This window comes from Micromonospora sp. RV43 (assembly GCF_001029515.1).
GTDB lineage: Bacteria > Actinomycetota > Actinomycetes > Mycobacteriales > Micromonosporaceae > Micromonospora > Micromonospora aurantiaca.
Map to the genome: position 1 here is coordinate 1 of NZ_LEKG01000125.1, position 22,761 is coordinate 22,761.

23 protein-coding genes and 3 pseudogenes are annotated in these 22,761 nt (G+C 69.4%); 21 read left to right on the forward strand and 5 right to left on the reverse strand.

The features are described 5' to 3' along the window. Positions 1-102: 102 nt before the first annotated feature. Positions 103-465 (reverse strand): annotated as a pseudogene (locus ABD52_RS25730) (hypothetical protein); the annotation flags it as partial. 89 nt (positions 466-554) lie between these two features. On the opposite strand from ABD52_RS25730, the gene ABD52_RS38530 reads away from it, so the two are divergent. Genes ABD52_RS38530 through ABD52_RS25740 form a run of 3 tightly spaced genes read left to right on the forward strand, consistent with a single transcriptional unit; the run spans position 555 to position 1,722 of the window. Next, entirely contained in the window at positions 555-842 is a 288-nt protein-coding gene (locus ABD52_RS38530; RefSeq protein ID WP_082171391.1) for a PAS domain S-box protein, read from the forward strand. Next, entirely contained in the window at positions 791-1,348 is a 558-nt protein-coding gene (locus ABD52_RS41730) for a histidine kinase dimerization/phospho-acceptor domain-containing protein (protein WP_041799139.1), read from the forward strand. The genes ABD52_RS38530 and ABD52_RS41730 overlap by 52 nt, the downstream gene beginning before the upstream one ends. Further along, positions 1,348-1,722 (forward strand): sensor histidine kinase KdpD, encoded by a 375-nt coding sequence (locus ABD52_RS25740; protein ID WP_041799138.1) that lies wholly within the window; start codon positions 1,348-1,350, stop codon positions 1,720-1,722. Before ABD52_RS41730 ends, ABD52_RS25740 begins: the two co-directional genes overlap by 1 nt. Positions 1,723-1,776: 54 nt before the next feature. On the opposite strand, the pseudogene ABD52_RS25745 reads toward ABD52_RS25740, so the two are convergent. Together ABD52_RS25745 and ABD52_RS37620 are read right to left on the reverse strand one after the other, a co-directional pair. Beyond that, a pseudogene (locus ABD52_RS25745) lies at positions 1,777-2,965 on the reverse strand (cation:proton antiporter). Positions 2,966-3,012: 47 nt separating this feature from the next. After that, positions 3,013-3,204: a hypothetical protein gene (locus ABD52_RS37620; RefSeq protein WP_157547427.1), complete on the reverse strand. Its 192-nt coding sequence runs from the start codon at positions 3,202-3,204 to the stop codon at positions 3,013-3,015. A gap of 386 nt (positions 3,205-3,590) precedes the next feature. Here ABD52_RS37620 and ABD52_RS25755 point away from each other — a divergent pair, with 386 nt between their 5' ends. The 5 genes from ABD52_RS25755 (at position 3,591) to ABD52_RS25775 (ending at position 8,683) form a co-directional block, all read left to right on the forward strand. Beyond that, entirely contained in the window at positions 3,591-4,082 is a 492-nt protein-coding gene (locus ABD52_RS25755) for a DUF1269 domain-containing protein (protein WP_013289140.1), read from the forward strand. A 484-nt stretch (positions 4,083-4,566) separates the two neighbouring features. Then, on the forward strand, positions 4,567-5,448 hold the full coding sequence (htpX, locus tag ABD52_RS25760) for a zinc metalloprotease HtpX (protein ID WP_013289139.1): 882 nt from the start codon (positions 4,567-4,569) through the stop codon (positions 5,446-5,448). Between the two features lie 363 nt (positions 5,449-5,811). Further along, positions 5,812-6,672, forward strand: coding sequence for a PPK2 family polyphosphate kinase (locus tag ABD52_RS25765; protein ID WP_013289138.1), 861 nt, complete (start codon positions 5,812-5,814; stop codon positions 6,670-6,672). 279 nt (positions 6,673-6,951) lie between these two features. Next, positions 6,952-8,115 (forward strand): magnesium and cobalt transport protein CorA, encoded by a 1,164-nt coding sequence (locus ABD52_RS25770; RefSeq protein ID WP_152748322.1) that lies wholly within the window; start codon positions 6,952-6,954, stop codon positions 8,113-8,115. Positions 8,116-8,242: 127 nt separating this feature from the next. Next, on the forward strand, positions 8,243-8,683 hold the full coding sequence (locus ABD52_RS25775; RefSeq protein WP_013289136.1) for an Hsp20/alpha crystallin family protein: 441 nt from the start codon (positions 8,243-8,245) through the stop codon (positions 8,681-8,683). A 79-nt stretch (positions 8,684-8,762) separates the two neighbouring features. On the opposite strand, the gene ABD52_RS25780 is transcribed toward ABD52_RS25775, so the two are convergent. Further along, positions 8,763-9,308, reverse strand: a complete 546-nt coding sequence (locus ABD52_RS25780) for a general stress protein (RefSeq protein ID WP_013289135.1) — start codon at positions 9,306-9,308, stop codon at positions 8,763-8,765. A gap of 167 nt (positions 9,309-9,475) precedes the next feature. Between ABD52_RS25780 and ABD52_RS37625 the strand changes: the two genes are divergently transcribed. From ABD52_RS37625 to ABD52_RS39860, 12 genes and pseudogenes are all read left to right on the forward strand, one after another. After that, positions 9,476-10,315, forward strand: a complete 840-nt coding sequence (locus ABD52_RS37625; protein WP_152748323.1) for a neutral zinc metallopeptidase — start codon at positions 9,476-9,478, stop codon at positions 10,313-10,315. 102 nt (positions 10,316-10,417) lie between these two features. Continuing rightward, positions 10,418-10,930, forward strand: a complete 513-nt coding sequence (locus ABD52_RS39855; protein ID WP_013289133.1) for a hypothetical protein — start codon at positions 10,418-10,420, stop codon at positions 10,928-10,930. A 20-nt stretch (positions 10,931-10,950) separates the two neighbouring features. Then, on the forward strand, positions 10,951-11,421 hold the full coding sequence (locus ABD52_RS25795; RefSeq protein ID WP_013289132.1) for an Hsp20/alpha crystallin family protein: 471 nt from the start codon (positions 10,951-10,953) through the stop codon (positions 11,419-11,421). Positions 11,422-11,492: 71 nt separating this feature from the next. After that, complete coding sequence (gene trxA / locus ABD52_RS25800) at positions 11,493-11,903, forward strand: thioredoxin (RefSeq protein WP_013289131.1); 411 nt, start codon at positions 11,493-11,495, stop codon at positions 11,901-11,903. Between the two features lie 188 nt (positions 11,904-12,091). Continuing rightward, the gene (dnaK, locus tag ABD52_RS25805) at positions 12,092-13,999 is read left to right on the forward strand and encodes a molecular chaperone DnaK (protein WP_013289130.1); all 1,908 of its coding nucleotides are present in this window, start codon (positions 12,092-12,094) and stop codon (positions 13,997-13,999) included. A 25-nt stretch (positions 14,000-14,024) separates the two neighbouring features. Continuing rightward, entirely contained in the window at positions 14,025-14,579 is a 555-nt protein-coding gene (locus tag ABD52_RS25810) for a nucleotide exchange factor GrpE (RefSeq protein ID WP_013289129.1), read from the forward strand. A gap of 12 nt (positions 14,580-14,591) precedes the next feature. Further along, positions 14,592-15,590 carry a DnaJ C-terminal domain-containing protein gene (locus ABD52_RS25815; protein WP_013289128.1) on the forward strand — a complete coding sequence of 333 codons (999 nt, stop codon included), beginning with the start codon at positions 14,592-14,594 and terminating at the stop codon, positions 15,588-15,590. Further along, positions 15,590-15,901, forward strand: coding sequence for a chaperone modulator CbpM (locus ABD52_RS25820; RefSeq protein WP_013289127.1), 312 nt, complete (start codon positions 15,590-15,592; stop codon positions 15,899-15,901). The genes ABD52_RS25815 and ABD52_RS25820 overlap by 1 nt, the downstream gene beginning before the upstream one ends. A gap of 7 nt (positions 15,902-15,908) precedes the next feature. After that, positions 15,909-18,548 carry an ATP-dependent chaperone ClpB gene (gene clpB / locus ABD52_RS25825; RefSeq protein WP_013289126.1) on the forward strand — a complete coding sequence of 880 codons (2,640 nt, stop codon included), beginning with the start codon at positions 15,909-15,911 and terminating at the stop codon, positions 18,546-18,548. Between the two features lie 373 nt (positions 18,549-18,921). After that, positions 18,922-19,395, forward strand: coding sequence for a Dps family protein (locus ABD52_RS25830; protein ID WP_047893517.1), 474 nt, complete (start codon positions 18,922-18,924; stop codon positions 19,393-19,395). A 146-nt stretch (positions 19,396-19,541) separates the two neighbouring features. Further along, positions 19,542-19,712, forward strand: a pseudogene (gene rpoZ / locus ABD52_RS38535) (DNA-directed RNA polymerase subunit omega); the annotation flags it as partial. A 202-nt stretch (positions 19,713-19,914) separates the two neighbouring features. Beyond that, positions 19,915-20,235, forward strand: coding sequence for an STAS domain-containing protein (locus ABD52_RS39860; protein ID WP_013289124.1), 321 nt, complete (start codon positions 19,915-19,917; stop codon positions 20,233-20,235). A 740-nt stretch (positions 20,236-20,975) separates the two neighbouring features. Here ABD52_RS39860 and ABD52_RS41735 read toward each other — a convergent pair. Beyond that, the gene (locus ABD52_RS41735) at positions 20,976-21,413 is read right to left on the reverse strand and encodes an STAS domain-containing protein (protein WP_368665018.1); all 438 of its coding nucleotides are present in this window, start codon (positions 21,411-21,413) and stop codon (positions 20,976-20,978) included. Between the two features lie 224 nt (positions 21,414-21,637). On the opposite strand from ABD52_RS41735, the gene ABD52_RS25840 reads away from it, so the two are divergent. After that, on the forward strand, positions 21,638-21,949 hold the full coding sequence (locus ABD52_RS25840) for an ATP-binding protein (RefSeq protein ID WP_152748325.1): 312 nt from the start codon (positions 21,638-21,640) through the stop codon (positions 21,947-21,949). The last annotated feature ends 812 nt before the right edge of the window (positions 21,950-22,761 follow it).

Genomic DNA, 22,761 nt, shown 5'->3' on the forward strand with positions numbered 1-22,761 from the left:
GCCCCGCCGGTCAAGCGTGATTCGACCCTCGTTCTGCCCGCCTTATGGCGGTGTTGCTGCGACGATGCAGGACGTGGGATCCACGAACATGATGAAGCCATCGAGGACCCGCCACGCGGTGGCGTCCGAGGCCACCGGCCCGAACAAGCCCGGCTGCTGCCGCAACACCGCCAGATCGCTGATGGCCTCACCGCCATCGGCCAGCAACACGGCCAGATCGACCGCGACCCGGCCCGGTTCATGCGCCGACCGGCGCACCCGCTCCAGCCCCAACGCCTGAACGAAACCGCTGGTCAACCCGGTCCTGTCAGCCAGATCCGCGAGCAGACGAGTGCCGGCATGCCCGACCACACCCCGAGCCCCACCGGTGACCACAACCTTCGGACGCGTGCCGGTACTCTGCACCCTGGAAGTGCCTTCCGAAACGGACGAACAGGACCCTAGACAAGTCCCATCGTTCCAGATCAGAAGGCACTTCACGTTCCCGGCCACCGCCACCGGGCCGCCCTTACTGAAGGGCCGAGGTTAGCCGAGCGCGAGCCAATCGGCGCGAGTTGCAGCTCAGCGAACAGCGTTTCCGTAAGGTCTTTGACCACTCCCGCATTGGCATGGCCTTGACCGACCCGAGCGGCCGGTTCCTGCGCGTCAATCCGGCGATGTGTCAGATGCTCGGCTACCCCGAAGGGCAGCTGGTCGGCCGGCATTCGCCGATATCAGTCACCCCGACGACACCGCGGTCGGTGTCACGGGGCTGCGCGACTGCCTTGCCGGGCGCATCGACGGCTTCGACATGGACAAGCGGTACCGGCATGCCGAGGGCCGTGACGTGGAGGCGTCGGTGACCACCGCGCTGCTGCGCGATGAGCACGGTGAGGCGCAGCACTTCGCCACGCAGATCATCGACGTCACCGAACGCCGCGCGCTGGAGCGCGCCCGGCAGGCCAACGAAGCGGAACTGGCCGACCGGGCGGAGCGGTTGCAGCAGGCCAACACGCAGATGGTCGACTTCCTCGCCATGCTCTCGCACGACGTGCGACAGCCACTGACCGGCATGGTTTCCGCCTCCGAGATGCTGCTCGACGACTGGGCCAGCACCGACGACGACGTCAAACACCGCTACGTGCAGCGCATCAACGCCTCCGGGCATCGCGCCGACGCCATCGTCACCGGAATCCTCACCCTTGCCCAACTCGACGCCGGCGCGGTCACCGCCCGCCCGGTGCGCGTGGACGTGTCCCAGGCAGTGCGCCAAGCCGTAGTGGCCCTCAACCACGAGGGCGACTACCCGATCACGGTCTCCGCACCCGACGAGGCAACCGGGTTCGCCGCCCCGCCCACCTGCAACTGATGCTGGGCAACCTGCTCGGCAACGCCGTCAAGTACGGCAGACCCCCGGTCGACGTGACCGTGCGAGGCGGCGCCGACCGTGTACACATCCGCATCAGCGACCACGGCGAAGGCGTCCCGGCCGAATTCATACCCCGGCTGTTCGACCGCTTCGCCCGCGCCGACACCGGCGTAGCCACCGTCAAGCCTGGCACCGGCCTCGGCCTGTACTTCGTGCGCCAACTCGCCCAGGCCAACGCCCTGAGCATCGACTACCAGCCCAACCAGCCGCGCGGCGCCACCTTCATCCTCGCCCTGCCGACCGCCGCACCACCGCCTGCCGACCTGCACGCCGGCTCACGACTTCCCGTAGCCCTCGCTCAGCCCACCTCGTAACCTGGCGCAGGCCTCACCACGGTACTGACCACACACGACCGCCGCAGTGGAGCGTCATCCGGCCGTTGATTGTGTGCGTCGTGCCTCGCGTGGGCCCTGCCAGGTGTGGAGGATGCGGGCGGCGAGGGGTCCGGCGACGGCGAGGATCAGCACGTAGGTTGCCGCCAGCGGAGCGAACCGGGCGTCCAATGCCACCGCTCCGGAAGCTGCGGCGGTGGTGACCAGGCCGGCGATCACGATGGAGAACTCGCCGCGGGGGATCAGGGCCACGCCGGCGCGCAGCCGGCCGGTACGGCCAATACCGGCGTGCCCAGCGGCCCACCAGCCGGTGGCGATCTTGGTGGCTGCTGTGACCAGCGCCAACGCTACGGCCAGCTGGAGCACCGTGGGGATCACTCGAGGGTCGGTCTGCAGGCCGAAGAAGACGAAGAAGACCGCGGCGAACAGGTCGCGCAGCGGCCGCAGCAGGTCGCTTGCCTGGTGCGCGACCGGTCCGGACAGGCTGACCCCGACCAAGAAGGCCCCGACGGTGGCCGAAACGTTGAGCTGGGTAGCGAGGCCGCCCACCAACAGGGCCAGGCCAAGCACGCGCAGCAACAGCACCTCGTCGTTAGGGGCGAACACCAGCCGGGCGACGGCACCGGGCAGCCGTATCGCCACGGCGAACACCACCACCACCGCCGCCAACGCGGCGGCCAGGCTCGCGGTCGCCGCGAGCACGCCCAGCCCGGACAGCAGCGCGGTGAGCGCGGGAAGGTAGCCGGCCATCATGACGTCCTCGAAGACCAGCACCGATATGATCGCCGGGGTCTCCCGGTTGCCCATGTGCCCCAGGTCGGACAGCATCTTCGCCACGATCCCGGACGACGACACGTAGGTGATCCCGGCCAGTGCCACCGCGGCAACCGGTCCCCATCCCAGCAGCAAGGCCAGCGCGGCACCTGGCAGAGCGTTGAGCAGCACATCGACCAGCCCGGCGGGCGCGTGATGGCGCAGCCCGGCGACGAGTTCGTCCGCGCCGTACTCCAGGCCCAGGGCAAGCAGCAGCAGCACAGCGCCCAGTTCGGCGCCCATGGCCACGAACTGCCGACCCTGCTCGCCGTCGAGCACCGACACCACGCCGTGCGGTCCGAACGCCAGCCCGGCCAGCAGATACAGCGGGACCGGTGACAGCTGCAGCCGGTGCGCCGCCCATCCGAGCACGCCGAGACCGAAGAACCACCGCCCCGAGATCGAGCAACAGCTGCGCCGTGCCACCGGCGCCAGCAGCGGCGAGGTGCACGGCGGCGTCTATGGCCGGTCCTCCATCAACCGCCACCTCCGCTGATGGGTTCGTGCCCCGGACCGGATCTCCTCCGGTGGCAGCGCCAACAGCTCACCGACGACCACCCGCTCGTCAGGCTGCAGCGTCACGCTGTCACACACGGTGTCGGGATCCTCGGCGTGGTAGAGCACCAGCTCGGCCACACCGTCACGGTGCATCACCACACCCAGCTGACGGCCGCCGTCCAAGCAGACATCGAAGCGGCTACCCAGTCCGGGCAGCGGCGTCTCATGTACGTCCACGCTTGCCGTGTACCCCGATGACGGCTGGTCAACCGATCCGCTGCGAGGCACAAGCGACGCCCGCCGCGGACATGAAGTGCCGGACCTTGATGGCGCCCGGCCGTCGCCATCAGCTGCCTGTCCTGACGACGGCCCTGGCCGGCCCGGTCCCGTCGAAGACCGATACCGGCGTTTCGCATCGATGAGTGCGGGTAGCCAGCTGACCGCACGCCGTTGCCAACCGAGGACTTTTCACAGGGAGGTACGACAGATGGCGCAGTTGCTGGTGTTCGGGGTGGACAGCCCGGGAAACCGCGGAGAAGGTGTTCGACCTGGCCGGTGAACTGAGCCGGCAGGAACTGCTGGAGCTGGCCGACGCAGCCTGGGTCGAGCGCACCCCGGACGGCAAGGTCAAGCTGCACCAGTCGGTGAACGTGACCGCTGCCGGAGCCGGCTACGGCGCGACCAGCGGCGCGCTCTGGGGCACCCTCATCGGGCTGCTCTTCCTGAATCCGTTAGCGGGCGCCATCGTCGGCGCGGGCGTCGGCGCGAGCACCGGAGCGGTGACCGGGGCGCTGACCGACATCGGCATCCGCGACGACCTCATCAAGGAAGTCGGCCAGACGCTGCAGCCCGGCAAGGCAGCGGTCTTCTTCCTCGCCCGCAACGCCACCGTGGACCGGGTGATCGAGGCCATCCGCCCGTACAACCCGACCGTCATCCAGACCAACCTGAGCCGCGACTCCGAACGCGAGCTCATCGAGCAGTTGCAGCGGAACCACCCCGTCGGTTCACCGGCCGCAGCCGGACAGTGAACCTGGCTGACCTACCGCGTAGGGCGACGGGTCAAGGACGCCCGGGCTGGTAGCCGCGCCTCCGGCATGGGGTTGGGGTGCGCCGCGGCGGAGCCGTCGAACGCCCTGCCCGTGGGCACGTGCCCGCGTGGGGTGTCGGCAGCGGCGAGGAAAAGCCTGCCGCTGCCGACACCGGCGTAACAGCTTGGAGGGGTGTACCGATGGGCGGATGTGCCCGACGACGTCTCGCGTGACGCTCAACCTGCGTGACCGTCGAGCCGACGTCGCCGCCAAGCGAGCGAGTAGCGGTACCTTCGTCGTCGGACGTCGTCGCGTGCTGAGGCCGGTGATCCTCGGTGTGCCGCCGCCGCACGGAGGCGCCTGGATCGTGTGATCAGTACGCATGCGACCAACGCACGGTGAAGAATTGAACCGGACGAAGACCTGTGCTCCGACACCGTCTCCGGTCGGCCGGGGGCTGAGCAGCTTTACGAAGGGGTGAGTTATGCGCCGCTTCGCCAACGGCGTGAAGACCGCAGCCCTACTCGGCCTGCTGACCGCCATGATCCTATTGGTCGGGCGGTGGCTGGGCGGCAGCACCGGCCTGGTCATCGCCGCAGTGGTGTCGCTGGCCATGAACGCCGGCGCCTACTTCTACTCCGACAAGATCGCCTTGCGGGCGATGCGGGCGCAGCCGCTGAGCCAGGCGGAGGCGCCGCAGCTGTACGAGATGGTCGCCGAACTCGCCGCACGAGCCGGCCAGCCGATGCCCAGGCTGTACATCAGCTTCACCGGGCAACCGAATGCGTTCGCCACCGGCCGCAACCCGCGCCGCGCCGCGGTCTGCGTCACCCACGGCATCACGCAGCTGCTGACCCCGCGCGAGCTACGGGCGGTGCTCGGTCACGAACTGGCCCACGTCTACAACCGCGACATCTTGATCTCCAGCGTCGCCGCGGCCCTGGCCGGGATCCTGACGATGCTCGCCGATCTGGCCTGGTTCCTGCCGGTCACCGCCCCGTCCGACGACGGCGAGGACAACGGCCACGGCATGCTGGCCGCACTGCTCATGCTCATCCTCGGCCCCCTCTCGGCCACACTGATCCAGCTGGCGATCAGCCGCAGCCGTGAATTCGCCGCCGACGCCGACGGTGCCACCCTCACCGACGACCCCCTCGCCCTGGCCAGCGCTCTGCGCAAGATCCACGCCGGAACACAGATGCTGCCCCTTCCCGCAGACAGCCAACTCACCAGCACCGCGCACCTCATGATCGCCAACCCGCTGCGCGGCGAAGGACTGGCGGCACTGTTCTCCACCCACCCGCCCATGCCCGAACGCATCGCCCGGCTCGAAGAGATGGCGGCGCACCGGCCGACCCACCGATAACCGTCCGCCACGCCCGCGCCGCGTCGACATCGTTTCCGGCCGTGCGTCGTGCATGCCCGCGTCGTGACGAGTCGCGTGCCTGGTGCACGCCCGGAGGCCGACCTCAAGACTTCATAAGCGTCCCCGGCGACCGCCGGGCCCGCGGGCCGCTCCCTCAGCGCACCCTGGGCGACGTCGCTGACCCGCTCGGGTGCCCGGTACGCGCCAGGTACTCGTGTACCAGACGGAGCGCCATCCCTACCTTCACCGACCGCGGATGCGACGCGTTTAATCGAGCCGTTGCGCACGGCACCCACTGCGAACACTCCCGTCTGCTCATCGGGGTAATGACGGGTTCAACGTCTGACCGCCATGGAGTTGACTATGCCTGACGTGCGAGAACTGTTGAGGGTGCGACCCGAGTCTGCGCTGGCCGATATCGACCCACGGAGCACCCCCGGCCTGCCCGACACCTCTGCCGGGGGCGGCGACCCCAAACGGTGGTCGAGAACCGAAGTGGCCGCCATCTCACAGCAGCTGGCGGACTATCAGGAGAAGCTGTTCGCCGCCGCCAAGGCAGGAGCCACCACCAAGCGGGTGCTGCTGGTGCTGCAGGCCATGGACTGCGGTGGCAAGGACGGCACCGTCCGCAACGTCACCCAAGGCATGAGCCCCGCCGGGATGAAAGCGGTCAGCTTCGGCCCGCCGACCGAGGAGGAACGCCGCCACGACTTCCTGTGGCGCATCCACCGAGCGCTGCCCGCACCCGGCTACGTGGGCATCTTCAACCGCTCGCACTACGAGGACGTGCTCATCGTGCGCGTGCACGACCTCGTCGACAAGGACGTGTGGTCGCAGCGCTACGACCTGATCAACCAGTTCGAGTCCGAGGAGGCCGCCGACGGGCTGACCATGGTCAAGGTCATGCTGCACATCTCCAAGGACGAGCAGAAGAAGCGACTGCTCGCCCGCCTGGACGACCCGACCAAACACTGGAAGTACAACCCCGGAGACCTGGCCGAACGCGCCCGCTGGGACGACTACCAGCAGGCCTACCAGGACGCGCTCACCCGATGCAGCAGCAGCGCCGCACCGTGGTACGTCGTGCCCGCCGACCGCAAGTGGTACCGCAACTGGGCCGTCGCCACCCTGCTGCGCCACACCTTCGCCGACATCGACCCGCAGTACCCCGAACCCGACTTCGACGTCACCGCCGAACGCGCCAAGCTACTCGCCGCCCCGTGACAGCCCGAGCAGGATCTCGACCATGACCAACATCCCCGGCAGACAGGACCAGCCCTCAGGTCTCCTCGCCGCTCAGATCCCCACGCGCCACACCCGAACAAACGACCGTCATCCATGATCGCCACGCATGATCCGCGGGACAGAACCTAGGCGGACGCCCCGGCCACGCGCGAGCATGCTTTACCGTGTTCAGCCAGCGGGAGCGGGGCGGCAGCATGCCGACGCTGCGGACCGGCGGTCTGTCCCGGGGTCATGTGGTCGTCTCGTACTGACGGGTAGATGAGTGGGCATGAAGGACTCGCGGTCACGGCGACGATCGACGAAGGGGTGGGTGCCATGACGGATGCGGCACGGTCGGCCGGCGTGGATGACCCGCAGCATGCGCCGTTGCTGCCGGTGCGGCCGGATGATGCGGCTGGGGTCTCTGGGGTGGTCGATTGCTCTGTGTATGAGCATGGGCGGCGGCGTGCCGGCACGGTGGCGCTGTCACAGCTGGGCTCCGCGGTGTCGGCCGACGAGGGGTTCGTGTGGGTCAGTCTGCACGAGCCGGGGGCCGGGCAGATGGCCGCGGTCGGCGGGCAGCTGCGGCTTCCGGAGCTCGCTGTTGAGGATGCGGTGCAGGCGCATCAGCGGCCGAAGCTGGAGACCTACGACGAGCAGGTGTTCGCCGTGATCAAGCCGGTGCGCTATCTCGGCGACGGCAAGGACCTAGAGTCCAGCGAGATTTCCGTGTTCGTCGGGGCGGGATATGTGGTGACGGTGCAGCACGGGGACAGCGGCGCGGTCGAGCTGGTCCGCCGGGAACTCGACCAGAATGGGGCGGCGCTGGCCGATTTCGGCCCGGCTGGGGTGCTGCACCGGCTGGTGGATCTGGTCGTCGACGAGTACCAGACCGTGCTGCAAGCCTTGGGGATGGAGATCGACGAGGTGGAGCAGCGGGTCTTCGGCCGCGACGACGGCGATCACGCCGAATGCGTCTATCAGCTCAAGCAGTACATGGCCGAACTGCGCCGGGCGGTCGCGCCGCTGATCTCGCCACTGCAGCGGCTCGCCGCCGGTGCCGTGCCGCAAGTACCGCGACAGCTGACCCCGTACTTCCGCGACGTGCACGACCATGTGCAGCGGGCGGCCGATGCGGTGGAGGCCGCTGACCGGCTGCTGTCCGATGTGCTGCAGGCTGACCTGTCCCGGATCAGTGTGCGGCAGAACGAGATCGCGCTGCGGCAGAATGAGGTCGCCGCCCGGCAGAACGAGGACATGCGCAAGATCTCGGCGTGGGCGGCGATCGGGCTGGTGCCGACCGCGGTCGCCGGGATCTACGGTATGAACTTCGAGAACATGCCGGAGCTGCGCACGCAGTACGGCTACTACGTCGTCCTTGCTGTCATCGTCTCGTCCTGCCTGCTGTTGTACCGGCTGTTCCGCCGTAACGGATGGCTCTGATCCCGAGTTGGCGCGGTGTCTCGACCCGGTCGGTGTTCGCGGCTGGGATCGGTCGCAATTGTGCGCATGGCCGCCGATGAGGCGGGTACGCGGGCTGGTACCGACAGCGAGTGTGGAGGTCATGGCGATGTTGATGCGTACCGATCCGTTCCAGCAACTCGACCGTCTGATGCAGCAGGTGGCGGGCACGGCGGCGCGGCCGGCGATGATGCCGATGGACGCGTGGCGTGAGGGCCAGGAGTTCGTGGTCCAGTTCGACCTGCCGGGCGTGGACCCCGACGGTATCGACCTGACGGTGGAACGCAACGTGCTCAGCGTGCGGGCGGAGAAGCGGCGCTCGGCCGGCGAGGGCGCCGAGCTTGCCATTAGTGAGCGCCCGGTTGGGGTGTTCACCCGGCAGCTGTTCCTCGGCGACACCCTGGACGCCGGCACGCTGACCGCGAACTACGACGCCGGTGTGCTGACGTTGCGGATCCCGGTCGCGGAGCAGGCCAAGCCGCGCAGGATCTCCGTCGGCAGCAGCGGCGCCGGGGGCAAGGAGATCACCGGCGAGGTCAAGGAAAGCTGATCAGGCAAAACGGTGCCGCACCGCGGAACTTCGCGGTCCGGCACCGCTTCTCTTGAGGGTCTACCGCAGCCTTGAGCGTCTACTGCAGTTGGCCGCCGGCGCGGCCTCGGCCGGGCGCGGTCGGCGTGTCGAGCAGCTGGACGGCTTGGGCGGCGACCTCGGCGTCGACGAGCACGTCGTAGCTGTCGGCGCGCATGCCGGCGATGGAGCTGAAGTCGCGGCGGCCGCCGGTCAGGGCGTGTCCGAGCATGCCGAGCAGCGCACCGACGACGGCGCCGAAGATGGCGCCGTAAAGGGCGAGTAGCAGGCTGGAGATCAGCGGGTTGACCCAGTCGAAGAGGCCGAACAGCCACCCGAACAGCGCGCCGAGGATGGCGCCGGAGACGGCGCCTTGGGCGGCGGAGCGCCAGATGGTCAGCCGGCCGGTGACCTGTTCGAAGCTGGACAGGCCACGGCCGACGATGGCGGTGCGCCCGACCGGGAATTTCTGGTCGGAGAGGTAGTCCACGGCGCGTTCGGCCTCGGCGTAGCTGGCGTAGGAGGCGACGACGACCTGCCCGCCGGTGAATCCGGCCGGCGTGGGTGGGGTGGTGACGGGTGGGCGGTCGTAGTGCGGCTGCACCATGACGGTGGCTCCTTCACATCGATGTCTGGCCGCGACCGTGTTCCCGTTCCGGCTGGGTTGTAATCGTCCGGATGCGGGCATCACGGCCCGCGTGAACGGCCCGGCCTGATCATCAGGAGCGCGGTGGCGGAGTGTAGAGCGCACGCCGGTGGGGTAGTGCGGCAGTCGTGGAGGGCGGACATCGGCAGCGACGGGCGGGCCTGCGGGCGATCATGGGTACGGTTCTGCTGCTCGTACTGGCGGTGGCGGGCTGCTCGGGCGGCGACGGTGGCGGGCAGCGCAGTATCACCGACATCGTTCGGGAGGCGATCGAGCAGGCCAAAGACCGCCGCGACGACACCTCCGGCGACGCTCCGCGGCCGGCTGACCCGCAACCGTCGATCGGCACCGACGCGCGCACCTCGTTCGACTACGCCGCCTATGAGCGGACCATCTCGGCGGTGCTCGGGTTGCTGGAGCAGTACTGGTCCCAGACGCTGCCGACGCTCGGCGCCGCCTACAGCAGCCCCAAGGGCTATACCTATTACCGCTCGGACCAGGGCGGGGGCCCGGCGTGCGGGCCGGAGCCCGCGCCGGCGAACAACGCGTTCTACTGCCCCGTGGGGGACTTCATCGCCTGGGACGAGTCCGGGCTGATGATCCCGTACTACGTCGGTGGTGGGGACTTCGCCGCCGCGTTCGTGCTGGCTCACGAGTTCGGGCACGCCATGCAGGCCCGCCTGCCGAAGCAGGAACAGCTCGGGGTGCTGCGGGAGCTGCAGGCCGACTGCTTCGCCGGGGCCTGGGCGGCCTGGGTGGCGGAACGGGATCTGATCAACGCCGGTGACCTGGACGAGGCGACCCTGGCGGTGTTCATCGCCCGCGACATCCCCGGCACGCCGTGGACGGACCCGGCCGCGCACGGCACCGGATTCGAACGGACCCGGGCCTTCGGCGACGGGTTCGCCTCCGGCGCCAAGGTCTGCTACCCGGCACCCGGCGAACAGTGGATCATCCCGCAACGCTGACCGCCGTCCGCAGGGCGGCGCACTGGGCGCGAAAGCTTGGTTAGCCTACCCGAGCGCGGGTAGGCAGCCGCATCGTGTGACGACGAGGCGGGGGTCTTGCTCATGACTGTCAGCATGTTCGACGCGGTCCGCAACGGTGAGGCCAGGCAGGGGCACGCTGACGGCCGGCCTGGGTTCGTCGACCGCCGCGGCCGGGTGGTGTCCACGGCGGTGTGGCAGCGGCTGTCCGAGCGTCCCGACTACACCCTGGTCGCGCTCGACCATGCCGTCTCGCAGGGCGGGCCGGTGCAGGTGCACACCTTCTGGCTCGGCGTAGCCGGCCCCGACGAACTCATCTCCCGCACCGTGACCTCCGATGGTCACGCGTTGCTTGGCTGGGGTTGGCGCTGCGAGGCCGACGCGCGGGAAGGCCACGCTGCGGTGTGTGCGTGGCTGTGCGGCGAGACCGAGCAGCCGGCCGGGCTCCTCCGGGCGCCGGCCGGCGCGACGCTCGTTGAGCATCCCGAAAAAAGGTTGAGTCGATGTCGCTCAACTTGGGAATGTGGGCGGCGGCACAGGCGTCTTTTCAGGTGTGCGGGTCACCGGCCGAGCGCCGAAGACCTGGTGAGATCTTGATCTTTGGAGGTGCTTGAGTCATGGCGACGTCGATGGTTCCGGTTTCTCGCTCGTCGAGCGCGGTGGGCCGGTGGGATCCGTGGCGGGAGTTGGACGAGCTGCGTGCGCGGGTGGACCAGTTGATGACCGGGGTGTTGTCCTCGGTGGCCGCCGGTGAGGGCGCCGGCGGGTGGACGCCGCTGGCCGATGTCACCGAGACCGACGACGCGTACCTGGTCGAGGTGGACGTGCCGGGTGTGAAGCGTGACGACATCAGCGTCGAGGCCACCGGTCACGACCTGGCCATCACCGGCGAGATCAAGCGGAAGGAGCGCACCGGGCTGCTGCGCAGCCGCACCCGCCGGATCGGCCGGTTCGAGTACCGGCTGAGCATGCCGGCGGACGTGGACGCCGACGCGATCACCGCCGAGGTGTCCGACGGGGTGCTGACCGTTCGGGTGCCCAAGAGTGAGGCGGCCAAGCCGCGCCGCATCGAGATCACCAGCCGGTAAGGACATCGCCGTCCCGGTGCCGCCGCAGCCGCGGTTGCACCGGGTGGCGCAGCGCGAAAGGACGAGAGCGGATGGCTGACGTCGCGGCCTGCCCCAATTGTGGCCAGCGCAATCGGGTACAGCCGGCGGCGTCGGGCACGCCGGTGTGCGGCCGGTGCCGCGCGGCGCTGCCGTGGATCGCCGACGCGGGCGACGACACCTTCACCGAGGTGGTGGAACGGTCACCGTTGCCGGTGATCGTGGATCTGTGGGCGCCGTGGTGCGGGCCGTGCCGGATGGTCGGGCCTGCGCTGGAGCAGGTGGCCCGTGACCTGGCCGGGCGGGTCAAGCTGGTCAAGGTCAACGTGGACACGGCGCCGCGGCTGTCGCAGCGCTTCGCCGTGCAGGCCGTGCCGACGCTGATGGTGGTCGCCGGTGGACAGGTCAAGGCCCGCCAGTCCGGCGCCGCGCCCGCCCCGGCGTTGCGCCGCTGGGTAGAGTAGGCGCTCGCGTCCTGACTCCAGGGGACGTGTGCGCCGCAGGCGGGGCTGAACGCATATGGGTCGTCGGCACGCCCGACGACGACATGGACAGGAATTTGCCAAGGATCGGTCGCTGCGACGTTCGACTCGCAGCGCAGCGGCTAGCCGCGCCCTTACCGAAAGGGCCGGGGTTGTGAGGAGGATTGATCATGGGACGCGCCGTAGGTATCGACTTGGGCACCACGAACTCGGTGGTCGCCGTCTACGAGGGCGGCCAGCCCCAGGTGATCGCCAACGCGGAAGGAAGTCGCACGACGCCGTCAGTGGTGGCGTTCACCGACAATGGTGAGCGGCTGGTCGGTCAGCTGGCCCGACGGCAGGCGGTGCTGAACCCGAAGGGCACGATCTCGTCGGCGAAGCGGTTCATCGGCCGCCGCTTCGACGAAGTGAAGACTGAGGCCGACCAGGTGTCCTACGAGGTCACGTCCGGCCCCGAGGGCGCGGTGCGGTTCAGTGTGCGGGGTAAGCAGTACGCGCCGGAGGAGATCAGCGCGCAGGTGTTGCGCAAGCTGGCCGACGACGCGGCCAAGCACCTCGGGGAGAAGGTCACGGACGCGGTGATCACCGTGCCGGCGTACTTCAACGACGCGCAGCGGCAGGCCACCAAGGCCGCGGGGCGGATCGCCGGGCTCAACGTGCTGCGGATCATCAACGAGCCGACCGCGGCCGCTTTGGCGTACGGGCTGGACAAGAAGGGCCACGAGACGGTGCTGGTGTTCGACCTCGGCGGTGGCACGTTCGACGTCAGCATCCTCGACGTCGGCGACGGCGTGGTCGAGGTGCGCTCCACCGCCGGCGACACGCACCTGGGTGGTGATGACTTCGACCGCCGCCTGGTCGACCATTTGGCCGAGGGGTTCCAGCGCGACAACGGCATCGACCTGCGCCGCGACGCGCAGGCGTTGCAGCGGCTCTACGAGGCGGCCGAGAAGGCCAAGGTGGAGCTGTCGTCGGTGGCGCAGACCAGCATCAACCTGCCGTTCATCACCGCCGACGCGTCCGGACCGAAGCACCTGGTGACCACGGTGACCCGGGCGATGTTCGAGCAGCTGACCGCCGACCTGGTGGAACGCTGCCTGGGTCCAGTGCGGCAGGCTCTGGCCGACGCGCAGGTCAGCGAGAACGACCTGGACGAGGTGATCCTGGTCGGCGGGTCCACGCGGATCCCGGCGGTGCAGCAGCTGGTCAAGCGGCTGACCGGCGGCAAGGAGCCGAACATGTCGGTCAACCCCGACGAGGTCGTCGCGCTCGGCGCCGCGGTGCAGGCCGCCGTCCTGCAGGGCGACGTCAAGGACGTCCTGCTGCTGGATGTGACCCCGCTGTCGCTGGGCGTGGAGACCCTGGGCGGGCTGATGACGAAGCTCATCGAGCGCAACACCACCGTCCCGACCCGGCGCAGCGAAACCTTCACCACCGCCGAGGACAACCAGCCGGCCGTCGACGTGGTGGTGCTGCAGGGTGAGCGGGAGAAGGCGGCCGACAACCGGGTGCTGGGCCGGCTGCGGCTGGAGAACATCCCGCCGGCGCCGCGCGGTGTGCCGCAGATCGAGGTCACCTTCGACATCGACGCCAACGGCATCCTCAACGTCTCGGCCAAGGACCAGGCTTCTGGCGCGGAGCAGAAGATCACCATTTCCGGCAGCGGCACGCTGGATGAGTCCGAGGTGCAGCGGATGGTGGCTGACGCCGAACGCCATCGGGCGGAGGACGCCCGGCTGCGTGAGGCCGTCGACGCGCGCAACACCCTCGACTCGGCCGCCTACCAGGTGGAACGGCGCCTGACTGAGCTCGGCGACTCCGTCGCCGTGCACGACAAGGCCCGCGCCGAGATGCTCGTCGCCGACGCCCGGCAGGCGATCAAGGACGAGGCGCCGCTGGAGCGGGTCCGCAGCCTGACGGCTGACCTGCAGCAGATGCTGCACGGCCTCGCCGCCACCGGCAGCGGTGGCGCCCCGGCCGGCGGGTACGGCCCGACCGGCGGCACTGCTGGCAGCGGCGGTGGTGCCGCCCCTGGCGGTGACGACGTGATCGACGCCGACTACACCCCGACCAACTGACATCTGCCGATGAGGTGAGGCAACGATGAGCACCCCTTCGGACACCACACCGCAGCACGACACCAGCCCCGCCGAGGGGCCGGCCACGACGGAGGAAGGGCAGGCCGGCGCTGCGGCGCCGGCCCCGCCTGACGCCGAGTCCGGCCCGTCGGCGGCGGAGCTGGAGGACCGGTGGCGACGCGCCGTCGCCGAGATCGACAACCAGCGCAAGCGGTACGAGCGGCAGCTGGCCGAGCAGGCCCGCGCGGAGCGGGCGCGGACCGCGGCGGCGTTCCTGCCGGTCCTGGACAACTTGGAGCTGGCCCTGCAGCACGCCGAAGCGGACCCGGCAGCGATTCTGGCCGGAGTGACAGCCGTGCACGCCCAGGCTCTGGGTGTGCTGAGCGGGCTCGGCTACCAGCGCATCGGCGATGTGGGAGAACGTTTCGATCCGGCCCGCCACGAAGCCGCGCAGGCGGTGCCCGCCGCAGGCGGCGTCGAGCCCGGCACGGTCGCAGCGGTGCTGCGCCCCGGCTACACCGACGCGAACGGCACGCTGCTGCGCCCCGCAGTGGTGGCGGTGGCCCGCAACAACGACTAGGAGCACACGACGGTGGCCACGACGACAGGCGACTACTACCAGGTCCTCGGCGTCGACCGAGGTGCGAGCCAGGACGAGATCCAGCGCGCCTACCGCAAATTGGCCCGCACCTACCATCCCGACATCAACAAGGATCCCGGCGCTGAGGACACCTTCAAACGGATCAACGAGGCGTACGAGGTCCTGTCGGATCCAAAGAAACGTGCCCGCTACGACAAGTTCGGTGAGCACTGGCGGCAGGTGCCTGAGGACTACGACGGCCCGATGCCCGGCAGAGGACCCTTCAACGGCGGTGGTCCGGGTTTCCGTTCCGGTGGCGGGCCGGGCTTCGGCGGCCGGCGGGTCTACGTCAACACCGACGGCGCAGGGTTCGACGACGCCGACCTGGGGGGCGTCGACATCGACGATCTGCTCGGTGGCCTGTTCGGCGGCCGGGGCGGGTTCGGCGGCCGGGTGTCCGCCCCGGGCGCGGACACCGAAGCCGAGATCGAGCTGTCCGTGGAAGATGCGTTCACAGGCGGCCGGCGCACCATCACCCTGCACACGCCGGGCGGCGCCCGTAGCTACGAGGTCAACATCCCGGCAGGGGTCAGCGACGGGCAGCGCATCCGCCTGGCCGGGCAAGGCTCCGCCGGGCTCGGCGGCGGCCCGCGCGGCGACCTGTACCTGCGGGTGCGGCTGGCGCCGCATCCGCGGTACCGGGTGAGCGGCCGTGACATCACCGTGGACCTGCCGGTGACGCCGTGGGAGGCGGCCCTCGGTGCGAGCGTGCCGGTCGACACCCCGGGCGGGCGGGTCGACGTCAAAGTGCCCGCCGGGTCGTCCACCGGCCGTCGGCTGCGGCTCCGTGGCCGCGGCATGCCCAACCCGCGCGGCGGCGCCGGTGACCTGTACGCCGAGGTCAAAGTCATGGTCCCGGACCGGCTCACCGACGCCGAACGCGACCTGTGGCAGCGCCTGGCCGAGGTGTCCAGCTTCGACCCGCGCGGCACGCGCACCGGGAGGCCCTGATGAGCTACGCCATCGTCCACGTCTCGCGCGCCGACGGCGCATGGCCGTTACCGCAGTTCGCCGCCGCGGCAGGTATGGACACCCACATGGTCGTGCGCCTAATCAACCTTGGCCTGCTCGAGGCCGCCACCGACCCCACCGGGCACGTGTGGCTGCCCGCCGGCCAGCTGCCCCGCGCCGCCGCGATCGTGCGGCTACGCGCCGGGCTCGGCCTCAACTACACCGCCCTCGGCGTGGTCCTGGATCTACTGACCCGCATCGACCAGCTCGAACACCAACTTCGCACCCGCGACGGTGCCCACCGGAGGTGACAACGTCATGGACCCCAACCGTCTGACCCAGAAGTCCCAGGAAGCGCTGCACGACGCGCAGACCAAGGCGCTGCGCTTCGGCCACGTCGAGGTCGACGGCGAGCACCTGCTGCTCGCCCTGCTCGACCAACCCGACGGCCTCGCGCCGCGGCTGCTGGCCCAGGCCGGCGCCGACCCCGACCAGCTGCGCAACAGCGTCGAAGGCGAGCTCGGCCGCCGCCCGCGCGTGTCCGGGCCGGGCGCGCAGCCCGGCCAAGTGTTCGTCACCCAACGGCTGTCGCGGCTGCTCGACGCGGCAGACCGGGAAGCCAAGCGGCTCAAGGACGAGTACGTCTCCGTCGAGCACCTGCTGCTCGCGCTGGTCGAGGAAGGCTCGTCCAGCGCCGCGGGGCGGGCGCTGAAGGACCAGGGCCTGACCCGCGACCGGCTGCTGGGCGCGTTGACCGGGATCCGCGGCAACCAGCGGGTCACCTCCGCCAACCCCGAGGTCGCCTACGAGGCGCTGGACAAGTACGGACGCGATCTGGTCGCCGACGCCCGCGCCGGCAAGCTGGACCCGGTGATCGGCCGCGACGACGAGATCCGCCGGGTCGTGCAGATCCTGTCCCGCAAGACCAAGAACAACCCGGTCCTGATCGGTGACCCCGGCGTCGGTAAGACCGCCATCGTCGAGGGCCTCGCGCAGCGCGTGGCCAACGGCGACGTCCCGGAGGGCCTGCGCGACAAGACCGTCTTCTCCCTCGACATGGGCTCGCTGGTCGCGGGGGCGAAGTACCGCGGTGAGTTCGAGGAGCGCCTCAAGGCCGTGTTGTCCGAGGTGAAGGCTGCCGAGGGACGGATCCTGCTGTTCGTCGACGAGCTGCACACCGTGGTCGGCGCGGGCGGGGGCTCCGAGGGAGCGATGGACGCCGGGAACATGCTCAAGCCGATGCTGGCCCGCGGTGAGCTGCACATGATCGGCGCGACCACGCTGGACGAGTACCGCAAGCACATCGAGAAGGACGCCGCGCTGGAACGCCGGTTCCAGCCCGTGGTCGTCGACGAACCGTCGGTGGAGGACGCAATCTCAATCCTGCGGGGGCTGCGCGAGCGCCTCGAGGTGTTCCACGGCGTCCGCATCCAGGACTCCGCGCTGGTGTCGGCGGTGACGTTGTCGCACCGCTACATCTCCGACCGGTTCCTGCCCGACAAGGCGATCGATCTGGTCGACGAGGCCTGCGCGATGCTGCGCACCGAGATTGACTCCCAGCCCGCCGAGCTGGACGCCGCGAGCCGCCGGCTGATGCGCCTGGAGATCGAGGAAGCAGCCCTGGCCAAGGAGGACGACCCGGCGTCGAAGGCGCGGCTGGACCAGCTGCGCAAGGAGCTCGCGGACCTGCGGGGCGAGGTCGACGCGATGCGCGCGCAGTGGCAGGCCGAACGCCAGGCCATCCGCCGCGTGCAGGAGCTGCGGGAGGAGATCGAACAGGTCCGCGTGGAGGCGGAGGCCGCCGAGCGGAACTATGACCTGAACACGGCCGCGGAGCTGCGTCACGGCAAGCTGCCGGAGCTGGAGCGGCGGCTGCAGGCGGAGGAGGAACGCCTCGCCGCCAAGCAGGGCGAGCGCAGGTTGCTGCGGGAGGTCGTCACCGACGACGAGATCGCCGGGATCGTCGCCCGCTGGACCGGCATCCCGGTCTCCCGCCTCGTGGAGGGTGAGCGGCAGAAGCTGCTCCGGTTGGACGAGATCCTGCACGAGCGCGTCGTCGGCCAGGACGAGGCCGTCCAACTCGTGGCTGATGCGGTGATCCGGGCCCGCTCCGGGGTGAAGGACCCGCGCCGGCCGATCGGCTCGTTCCTGTTCCTCGGGCCCACCGGTGTCGGCAAGACCGAGCTCGCCAAGACCCTGGCGGCGGCGCTGTTCGACACCGAGGACAACATGGTCCGCCTCGACATGAGCGAGTACCAGGAGCGGCACACCGTCTCCCGGCTGGTCGGCGCTCCGCCGGGCTACGTCGGCTACGACGAGGGCGGCCAGCTCACCGAGGCGGTCCGGCGCAAGCCGTACAGCGTGGTGCTGTTCGACGAGGTGGAGAAGGCGCACCCGGACGTGTTCAACACCCTGCTGCAGCTGCTGGACGACGGCCGTCTGACCGACGCGCAGGGCCGCACCGTGGACTTCCGCAACACCGTCGTGGTGATGACCAGCAACATCGGCTCCCAGCACTTGCTGGCCGGGGTCACCCCGGACGGCGAGATCAAGGACGACGCGCGCACCGCGGTCATGACCGAACTGCGCGCCCACTTCCGCCCCGAGTTCCTCAACCGCGTCGATGACATCGTGCTGTTCAAACCGCTCACCCTGCCGGAGATCGAACGGGTCGTGGACCTGCTCGTACAGGATCTGCGCAACCGGCTCGCGGACCGGCAGCTCACGCTCGAGCTCACCGAAGCGGCCCGACGGCACGTCGCCGCCGAAGGCTTCGACCCCGTCTACGGCGCCCGGCCGCTGCGCCGCTACCTGCAGCGCGAGGTCGAGACCCGGATCGGCCGCGCCCTGCTCAGCGGCGACGTCACCGACGGGTCCACCGTGGTGGTCGACCACACCGACGACGCCGGCCTGACGGTCGCCTGGCGGGCACCGGAGCCAGCCTCGCAAGTCGTCTGACCAGTCACATAACGGCAAGCCGAGGAAGTGTGAAGGGCGGTGATGGCGAACGGGCCCACGACCGGTGACCAACCAATGGGCCCGCCGCTCTGTCGGCCAGGTCGCGAGCCAGGCACCGGTGGTGCGGGCAGCAGCGCCGCACCACCGGTGGCCCCAGCCTCTATGGCGCGCACCCAGGGATAGATCCACAGCCAGCCTGGAGGGAACGTCGGTGCGCGACCCAGGGACATCCCGCGGCGATCGAGGCGACGCCTACCCGGTGACACAGGGACGTTCCTCGCGACCCGTCGACACCGCCGATGGGTCGCGCGACCGCCGCGCACACCGCCCGCCACCCTGACCATCACCACCAACAGCCCACGGAGGATGACCGATGGCACACATCGAATCGGTTCTCGACCCGGACGCCCAGCAGGTCGCCGGGCAGGCACTTCAGCACACCCTGGTCGACCTCATCGACCTGTCCCTGGTCACCAAGCAGGCTCACTGGACGGTCACCGGCCCCCGCTTCCGAACCCTGCACCAGCAGCTCGACGAAGTAGTCGACACGACCCGCCGGCACGCCGACACCGTGGCCGAGCGCGCCGCCACCATCGGCGTCGCACCCGACGGACGCGCCGCAGCCGTCGCCGCCCGCAGCACCATCCCGCAATGGGCGCCCGGCTGGGAACGCGACGAACTGGTCCTCGAACACTTCATCGACGCCTACACCAAGCTCATCGCCGGGCTGCGGGAACGCATCACCGCCGTGGCCAACGCCGACCCCGTCACCCAAGACCTGCTCATCGCGGTAACCGCCGACCTGGAAAAACAGCTTTGGGAGTTCCAAGCCGAACAGCAGCAGTAGCAGGCGCGTGCGCGGCCCGGCCCCGACCGGCAGCCGAGCGGCGCAGAGCATGCAGACGCTCGCCGCCCAAGGCACACGGGGCAGCGGACGGGTGTACGTCCGGCCGTGTGCCAGCGAGGCAGGAACGGGTGTCAGAAGGGAAGAAGATGATGGCAACCGCGTTCGAACCGGAAGCGATCACCATCCGCCCATCGACGAACTACTCGACAGAAGCCAGTCCAAGAACGCGCTGATGATCTTCGCCGCCAAGCGCGCCCGGCAGATCAACGCCTACTACAGCCAGCGCGGGCGAATGTCTGCTGGAGTATGTCGGTCCGCCACCACGGCACCATCGCCTGCGCCAACCACATAGACCGGGCACCACCTTCGTCATCCGGCTACCCGTCAAACCGCCGGCCTGACCGCACCGGCTCGGGCCCCACCCGGGCAGGGTCCCCCGATCGCCGGAGACTGTATCCAGCTGACCGATGCCCGCGTGCGGGCGGCACCGTAGCGTCGACAACGCGAGGTGATGCATCGATGAATGCGAGACTGCTGCGGGTCACGAAGGTAGCCGACGCAAACGAGACGGCCGGCGTGGTGCGCATCCGCGCCGCGGGCGAGATCGACATGTTCAGCGTACCGCTGCTGGACGACGCCCTGGCTACGGCCGCCGCCGGCGGCTACCGCGAAATCCACCTCGACCTGGCCGAGGTGACATTCTTCGACTGCGCGGCCCTGCGCGCGTTGGAGGTCGCCGACGACGCCGCACCCGGCAGGCTGCGGCTGGTAGCGGCCGGCGAGCCGGTACGGCTGGTCCTCCACCTGCTCGACAGGCAAGGCCGCTTCGTATCTGCCTGACCGCCCGCTGACGGGCCCGGCGCGGCGCGCCCTGCCGGTCGCCACCACCGGCAGGTTCGGTCATAGCCGTGGGAAACCGAGCCTCAGCGCTGTGGTGCGCCGCAAGCTACGGGCATCACCTCGCGTCACAGGACGGCTCAGGTGTCGCACAAAATACTGGCCGACCGGATCGATTCGATTGGCCGATCCGCTACGGACAGAGGAACGCCGGCTCAGCGCCGCATCAACGACCGATCTTGGCCGCACAGCCTTGGACGGGGAATGTTTGCTACGTCCGGCGGGGGAGTCAAGGCCGTCGCTGAGGCCATCGAGGTGCTGGACACTGACCCGCGTCCGCCGTGGTCAAGGCGGTGCTTCTACGGACACACATGACAAGGCCCCGGGGGTTCCCTAGCCGGAGCTGGTACACCGTCCCATGAGGCGCGGATCGGCCCGCCGGTTTCCCCGGGCGCTCAAGGCTGTGCTGTCTCTGAGGGGGCGGCCAAAATGGCGCCGGCACTGCCGGCACGTCGGCGGGGTGCGCTTGGCTGTCCTCCGGCTCGGCGACATGCCCGCACGCGGCACCGGGGCGCGGATCAACCACGACGCACCGGTCCGGTTCAGCAGCGGTGAACTCGTCGATCGACAGGCCGTGGACACCAGCCGGGCTGCGAGTTCGGGGTTGGCGTAGTCACCGATCCAGACGCCGTCATGACACAGCCGGTGGCTGATACCCTCGCCACCAAGCTCAGGCAGTCGCATCAACCGCCAGCCACCGGCATGAACACGCTGCATGACCCGATCCCCGGTCGACCCAAGACGCTCCCGGGGTGGAAAGCGCGGAGCCTGCACGATCGGCAGTCGCGGGACCGTAGCCGGGTCGTTGGCCTCGGGCGTCCTGGCACTGACTGTGATGACGCCACCGCCGGCACGGGTGGGCGCCGGTTACGCCTGTCCGGAGAGCACTTCGAGCACGCCGGTGATCTCCAGCGCTCGGTGCACACCAATCCTTGCGGGTTGATCACCTGCACAGTGGTCCCTTGCCGGGCGGCGGTGTTACGGGGCCGCACGATTGCACCGATGCCGACCGAGTCACACAGCGACACGCCGGCTAGGTCGACAACCAACTCGGCGGCGTGTCTTTCCATGACGGCCGCCATGATCGCTTCGTACGGGTCTTCAGCGGTGGCCAGATCGATCTCCCGGCGACCGCCAGGCGTACGACACCGTCGTTGACCTCGTGAGGTGCGATGTGCACTGGGCCTCCCGTCCTCGTTTGCTGCTGATCATGCCCGCTCGCCGTTAGTAGCACTTCTGGAGATATCACACGTGCGACTGCGTGGCTGCGATTGCGGTCGTCGTCCCGGGGGTCTCTCGGTTGTCCGCGTGCGCGCCCGGCACTGAATGGGGAAGGGGCGGTGCGATGAGTGAGTTGAGCGGGTATTCGGACGTTCCCTCGGGCGTTGAAGCACCTTTCGGGGCTCGCCGCGCCGTTCATTCGATGCTGCTGAGCTGGGGGCTGGACGACCCCGACTGGCTATATGACGCAGAGCTGGTGTTCAGCGAGTTAGGCGCCAACGCTGTACGTCATGGCGGCGGGTGCCTGCAGCTGCAGATGCAGGCTGGCGACGCTCACATCGTCTTGGCCGTCGCTGACGGATCGATGCAGATGCCGCGCCGCCGCTGTGATGACACCGGCGGCCGGGGCCTCGCCATCATCAAAGCGAACCAATAAGAAGAGACCAGAGGCGCGCAGACATCCATCATGGCAGTCCGATTCGCACCTAGTTATACATCTATTGAAGTCATCAACATGCGATCTCAGAAGTTGGGATGGCTGTTTCTGCGTACAGGGCCGGCTTCAGCGGCTACAGAAGAACCAACGGGCATGAGCGGGACGCCCAGAGCGGCTCCACGGCCGCTGTTGGCGTCGGCGTGCCCGTGGCGAGTCGGGCTGCTCTGTGCGCGCGCCTCCTGCGCGGAGCAGCCCGGCACCGCTTGACGGAGACAACGAGACAGCAGCGGGTGCGGAACGGGTGTCTGGCGATCGGCTGGCCACGAGCGCCGGTGTGGGGCGCAGCCGGCGTGTGCGGCTCGGGTCGAGGCTCAAGGGGCGCACGATGACTCCCCTTCTGATTTAACTAGCCGTATCGGTATGCGGTGATCGGTGGCTGCATTGCTTTGTCGGTCAGGTACGCGCGGCCCGCTTGGTCGATGTGTGCATGACCGGAGTCGATGGATAGCCGGTGCGGCGCTGGTTCGCCTAGGGCTGTGGCGATCATTGCGCGAATGTCCGCGGCGGATGCCGCTGGTTGTGTACCTAGCGGTGCCGTGCACCGCAGAGGGCGCGTGATCGCCGACGGCGTCACCGGCTACATCGCCGACGACCCGGCCGAACTGCCGGAACTGCTGGGTCGGCAGTCCAGGTAGGACGAGGCTCCCGGTAAGACAGCAATCGACCAAGATCAGATGCCCCAACCGGGAGCCTCGCTGTGCTGTCTTACCCTGCCGCGATTCCGTTGTCCACCCGCAGCCTGAACCACCTCG

What these genes read in the sequence shown, in the direction of transcription:
- ABD52_RS41730 (WP_041799139.1), top strand. Translation starts at nt 791, where the DNA reads ATGGACAAGCGGTACCGGCATGCCGAGGGCCGTGACGTGGAGGCGTCG.
- ABD52_RS25740 (WP_041799138.1), top strand. Translation starts at nt 1,348, where the DNA reads ATGCTGGGCAACCTGCTCGGCAACGCCGTCAAGTACGGCAGACCCCCG.
- ABD52_RS37620 (WP_157547427.1), bottom strand. Translation starts at nt 3,204, where the DNA reads ATGCACCGTGACGGTGTGGCCGAGCTGGTGCTCTACCACGCCGAGGAT.
- htpX (WP_013289139.1), top strand. Translation starts at nt 4,567, where the DNA reads ATGCGCCGCTTCGCCAACGGCGTGAAGACCGCAGCCCTACTCGGCCTG.
- ABD52_RS25765 (WP_013289138.1), top strand. Translation starts at nt 5,812, where the DNA reads ATGCCTGACGTGCGAGAACTGTTGAGGGTGCGACCCGAGTCTGCGCTG.
- ABD52_RS25770 (WP_152748322.1), top strand. Translation starts at nt 6,952, where the DNA reads ATGAGTGGGCATGAAGGACTCGCGGTCACGGCGACGATCGACGAAGGG.
- ABD52_RS25775 (WP_013289136.1), top strand. Translation starts at nt 8,243, where the DNA reads ATGTTGATGCGTACCGATCCGTTCCAGCAACTCGACCGTCTGATGCAG.
- ABD52_RS25780 (WP_013289135.1), bottom strand. Translation starts at nt 9,308, where the DNA reads ATGGTGCAGCCGCACTACGACCGCCCACCCGTCACCACCCCACCCACG.
- ABD52_RS39855 (WP_013289133.1), top strand. Translation starts at nt 10,418, where the DNA reads ATGACTGTCAGCATGTTCGACGCGGTCCGCAACGGTGAGGCCAGGCAG.
- ABD52_RS25795 (WP_013289132.1), top strand. Translation starts at nt 10,951, where the DNA reads ATGGCGACGTCGATGGTTCCGGTTTCTCGCTCGTCGAGCGCGGTGGGC.
- trxA (WP_013289131.1), top strand. Translation starts at nt 11,493, where the DNA reads ATGGCTGACGTCGCGGCCTGCCCCAATTGTGGCCAGCGCAATCGGGTA.
- dnaK (WP_013289130.1), top strand. Translation starts at nt 12,092, where the DNA reads ATGGGACGCGCCGTAGGTATCGACTTGGGCACCACGAACTCGGTGGTC.
- ABD52_RS25810 (WP_013289129.1), top strand. Translation starts at nt 14,025, where the DNA reads ATGAGCACCCCTTCGGACACCACACCGCAGCACGACACCAGCCCCGCC.
- ABD52_RS25820 (WP_013289127.1), top strand. Translation starts at nt 15,590, where the DNA reads ATGAGCTACGCCATCGTCCACGTCTCGCGCGCCGACGGCGCATGGCCG.
- clpB (WP_013289126.1), top strand. Translation starts at nt 15,909, where the DNA reads ATGGACCCCAACCGTCTGACCCAGAAGTCCCAGGAAGCGCTGCACGAC.
- ABD52_RS25830 (WP_047893517.1), top strand. Translation starts at nt 18,922, where the DNA reads ATGGCACACATCGAATCGGTTCTCGACCCGGACGCCCAGCAGGTCGCC.
- ABD52_RS39860 (WP_013289124.1), top strand. Translation starts at nt 19,915, where the DNA reads ATGAATGCGAGACTGCTGCGGGTCACGAAGGTAGCCGACGCAAACGAG.
- ABD52_RS25840 (WP_152748325.1), top strand. Translation starts at nt 21,638, where the DNA reads ATGAGTGAGTTGAGCGGGTATTCGGACGTTCCCTCGGGCGTTGAAGCA.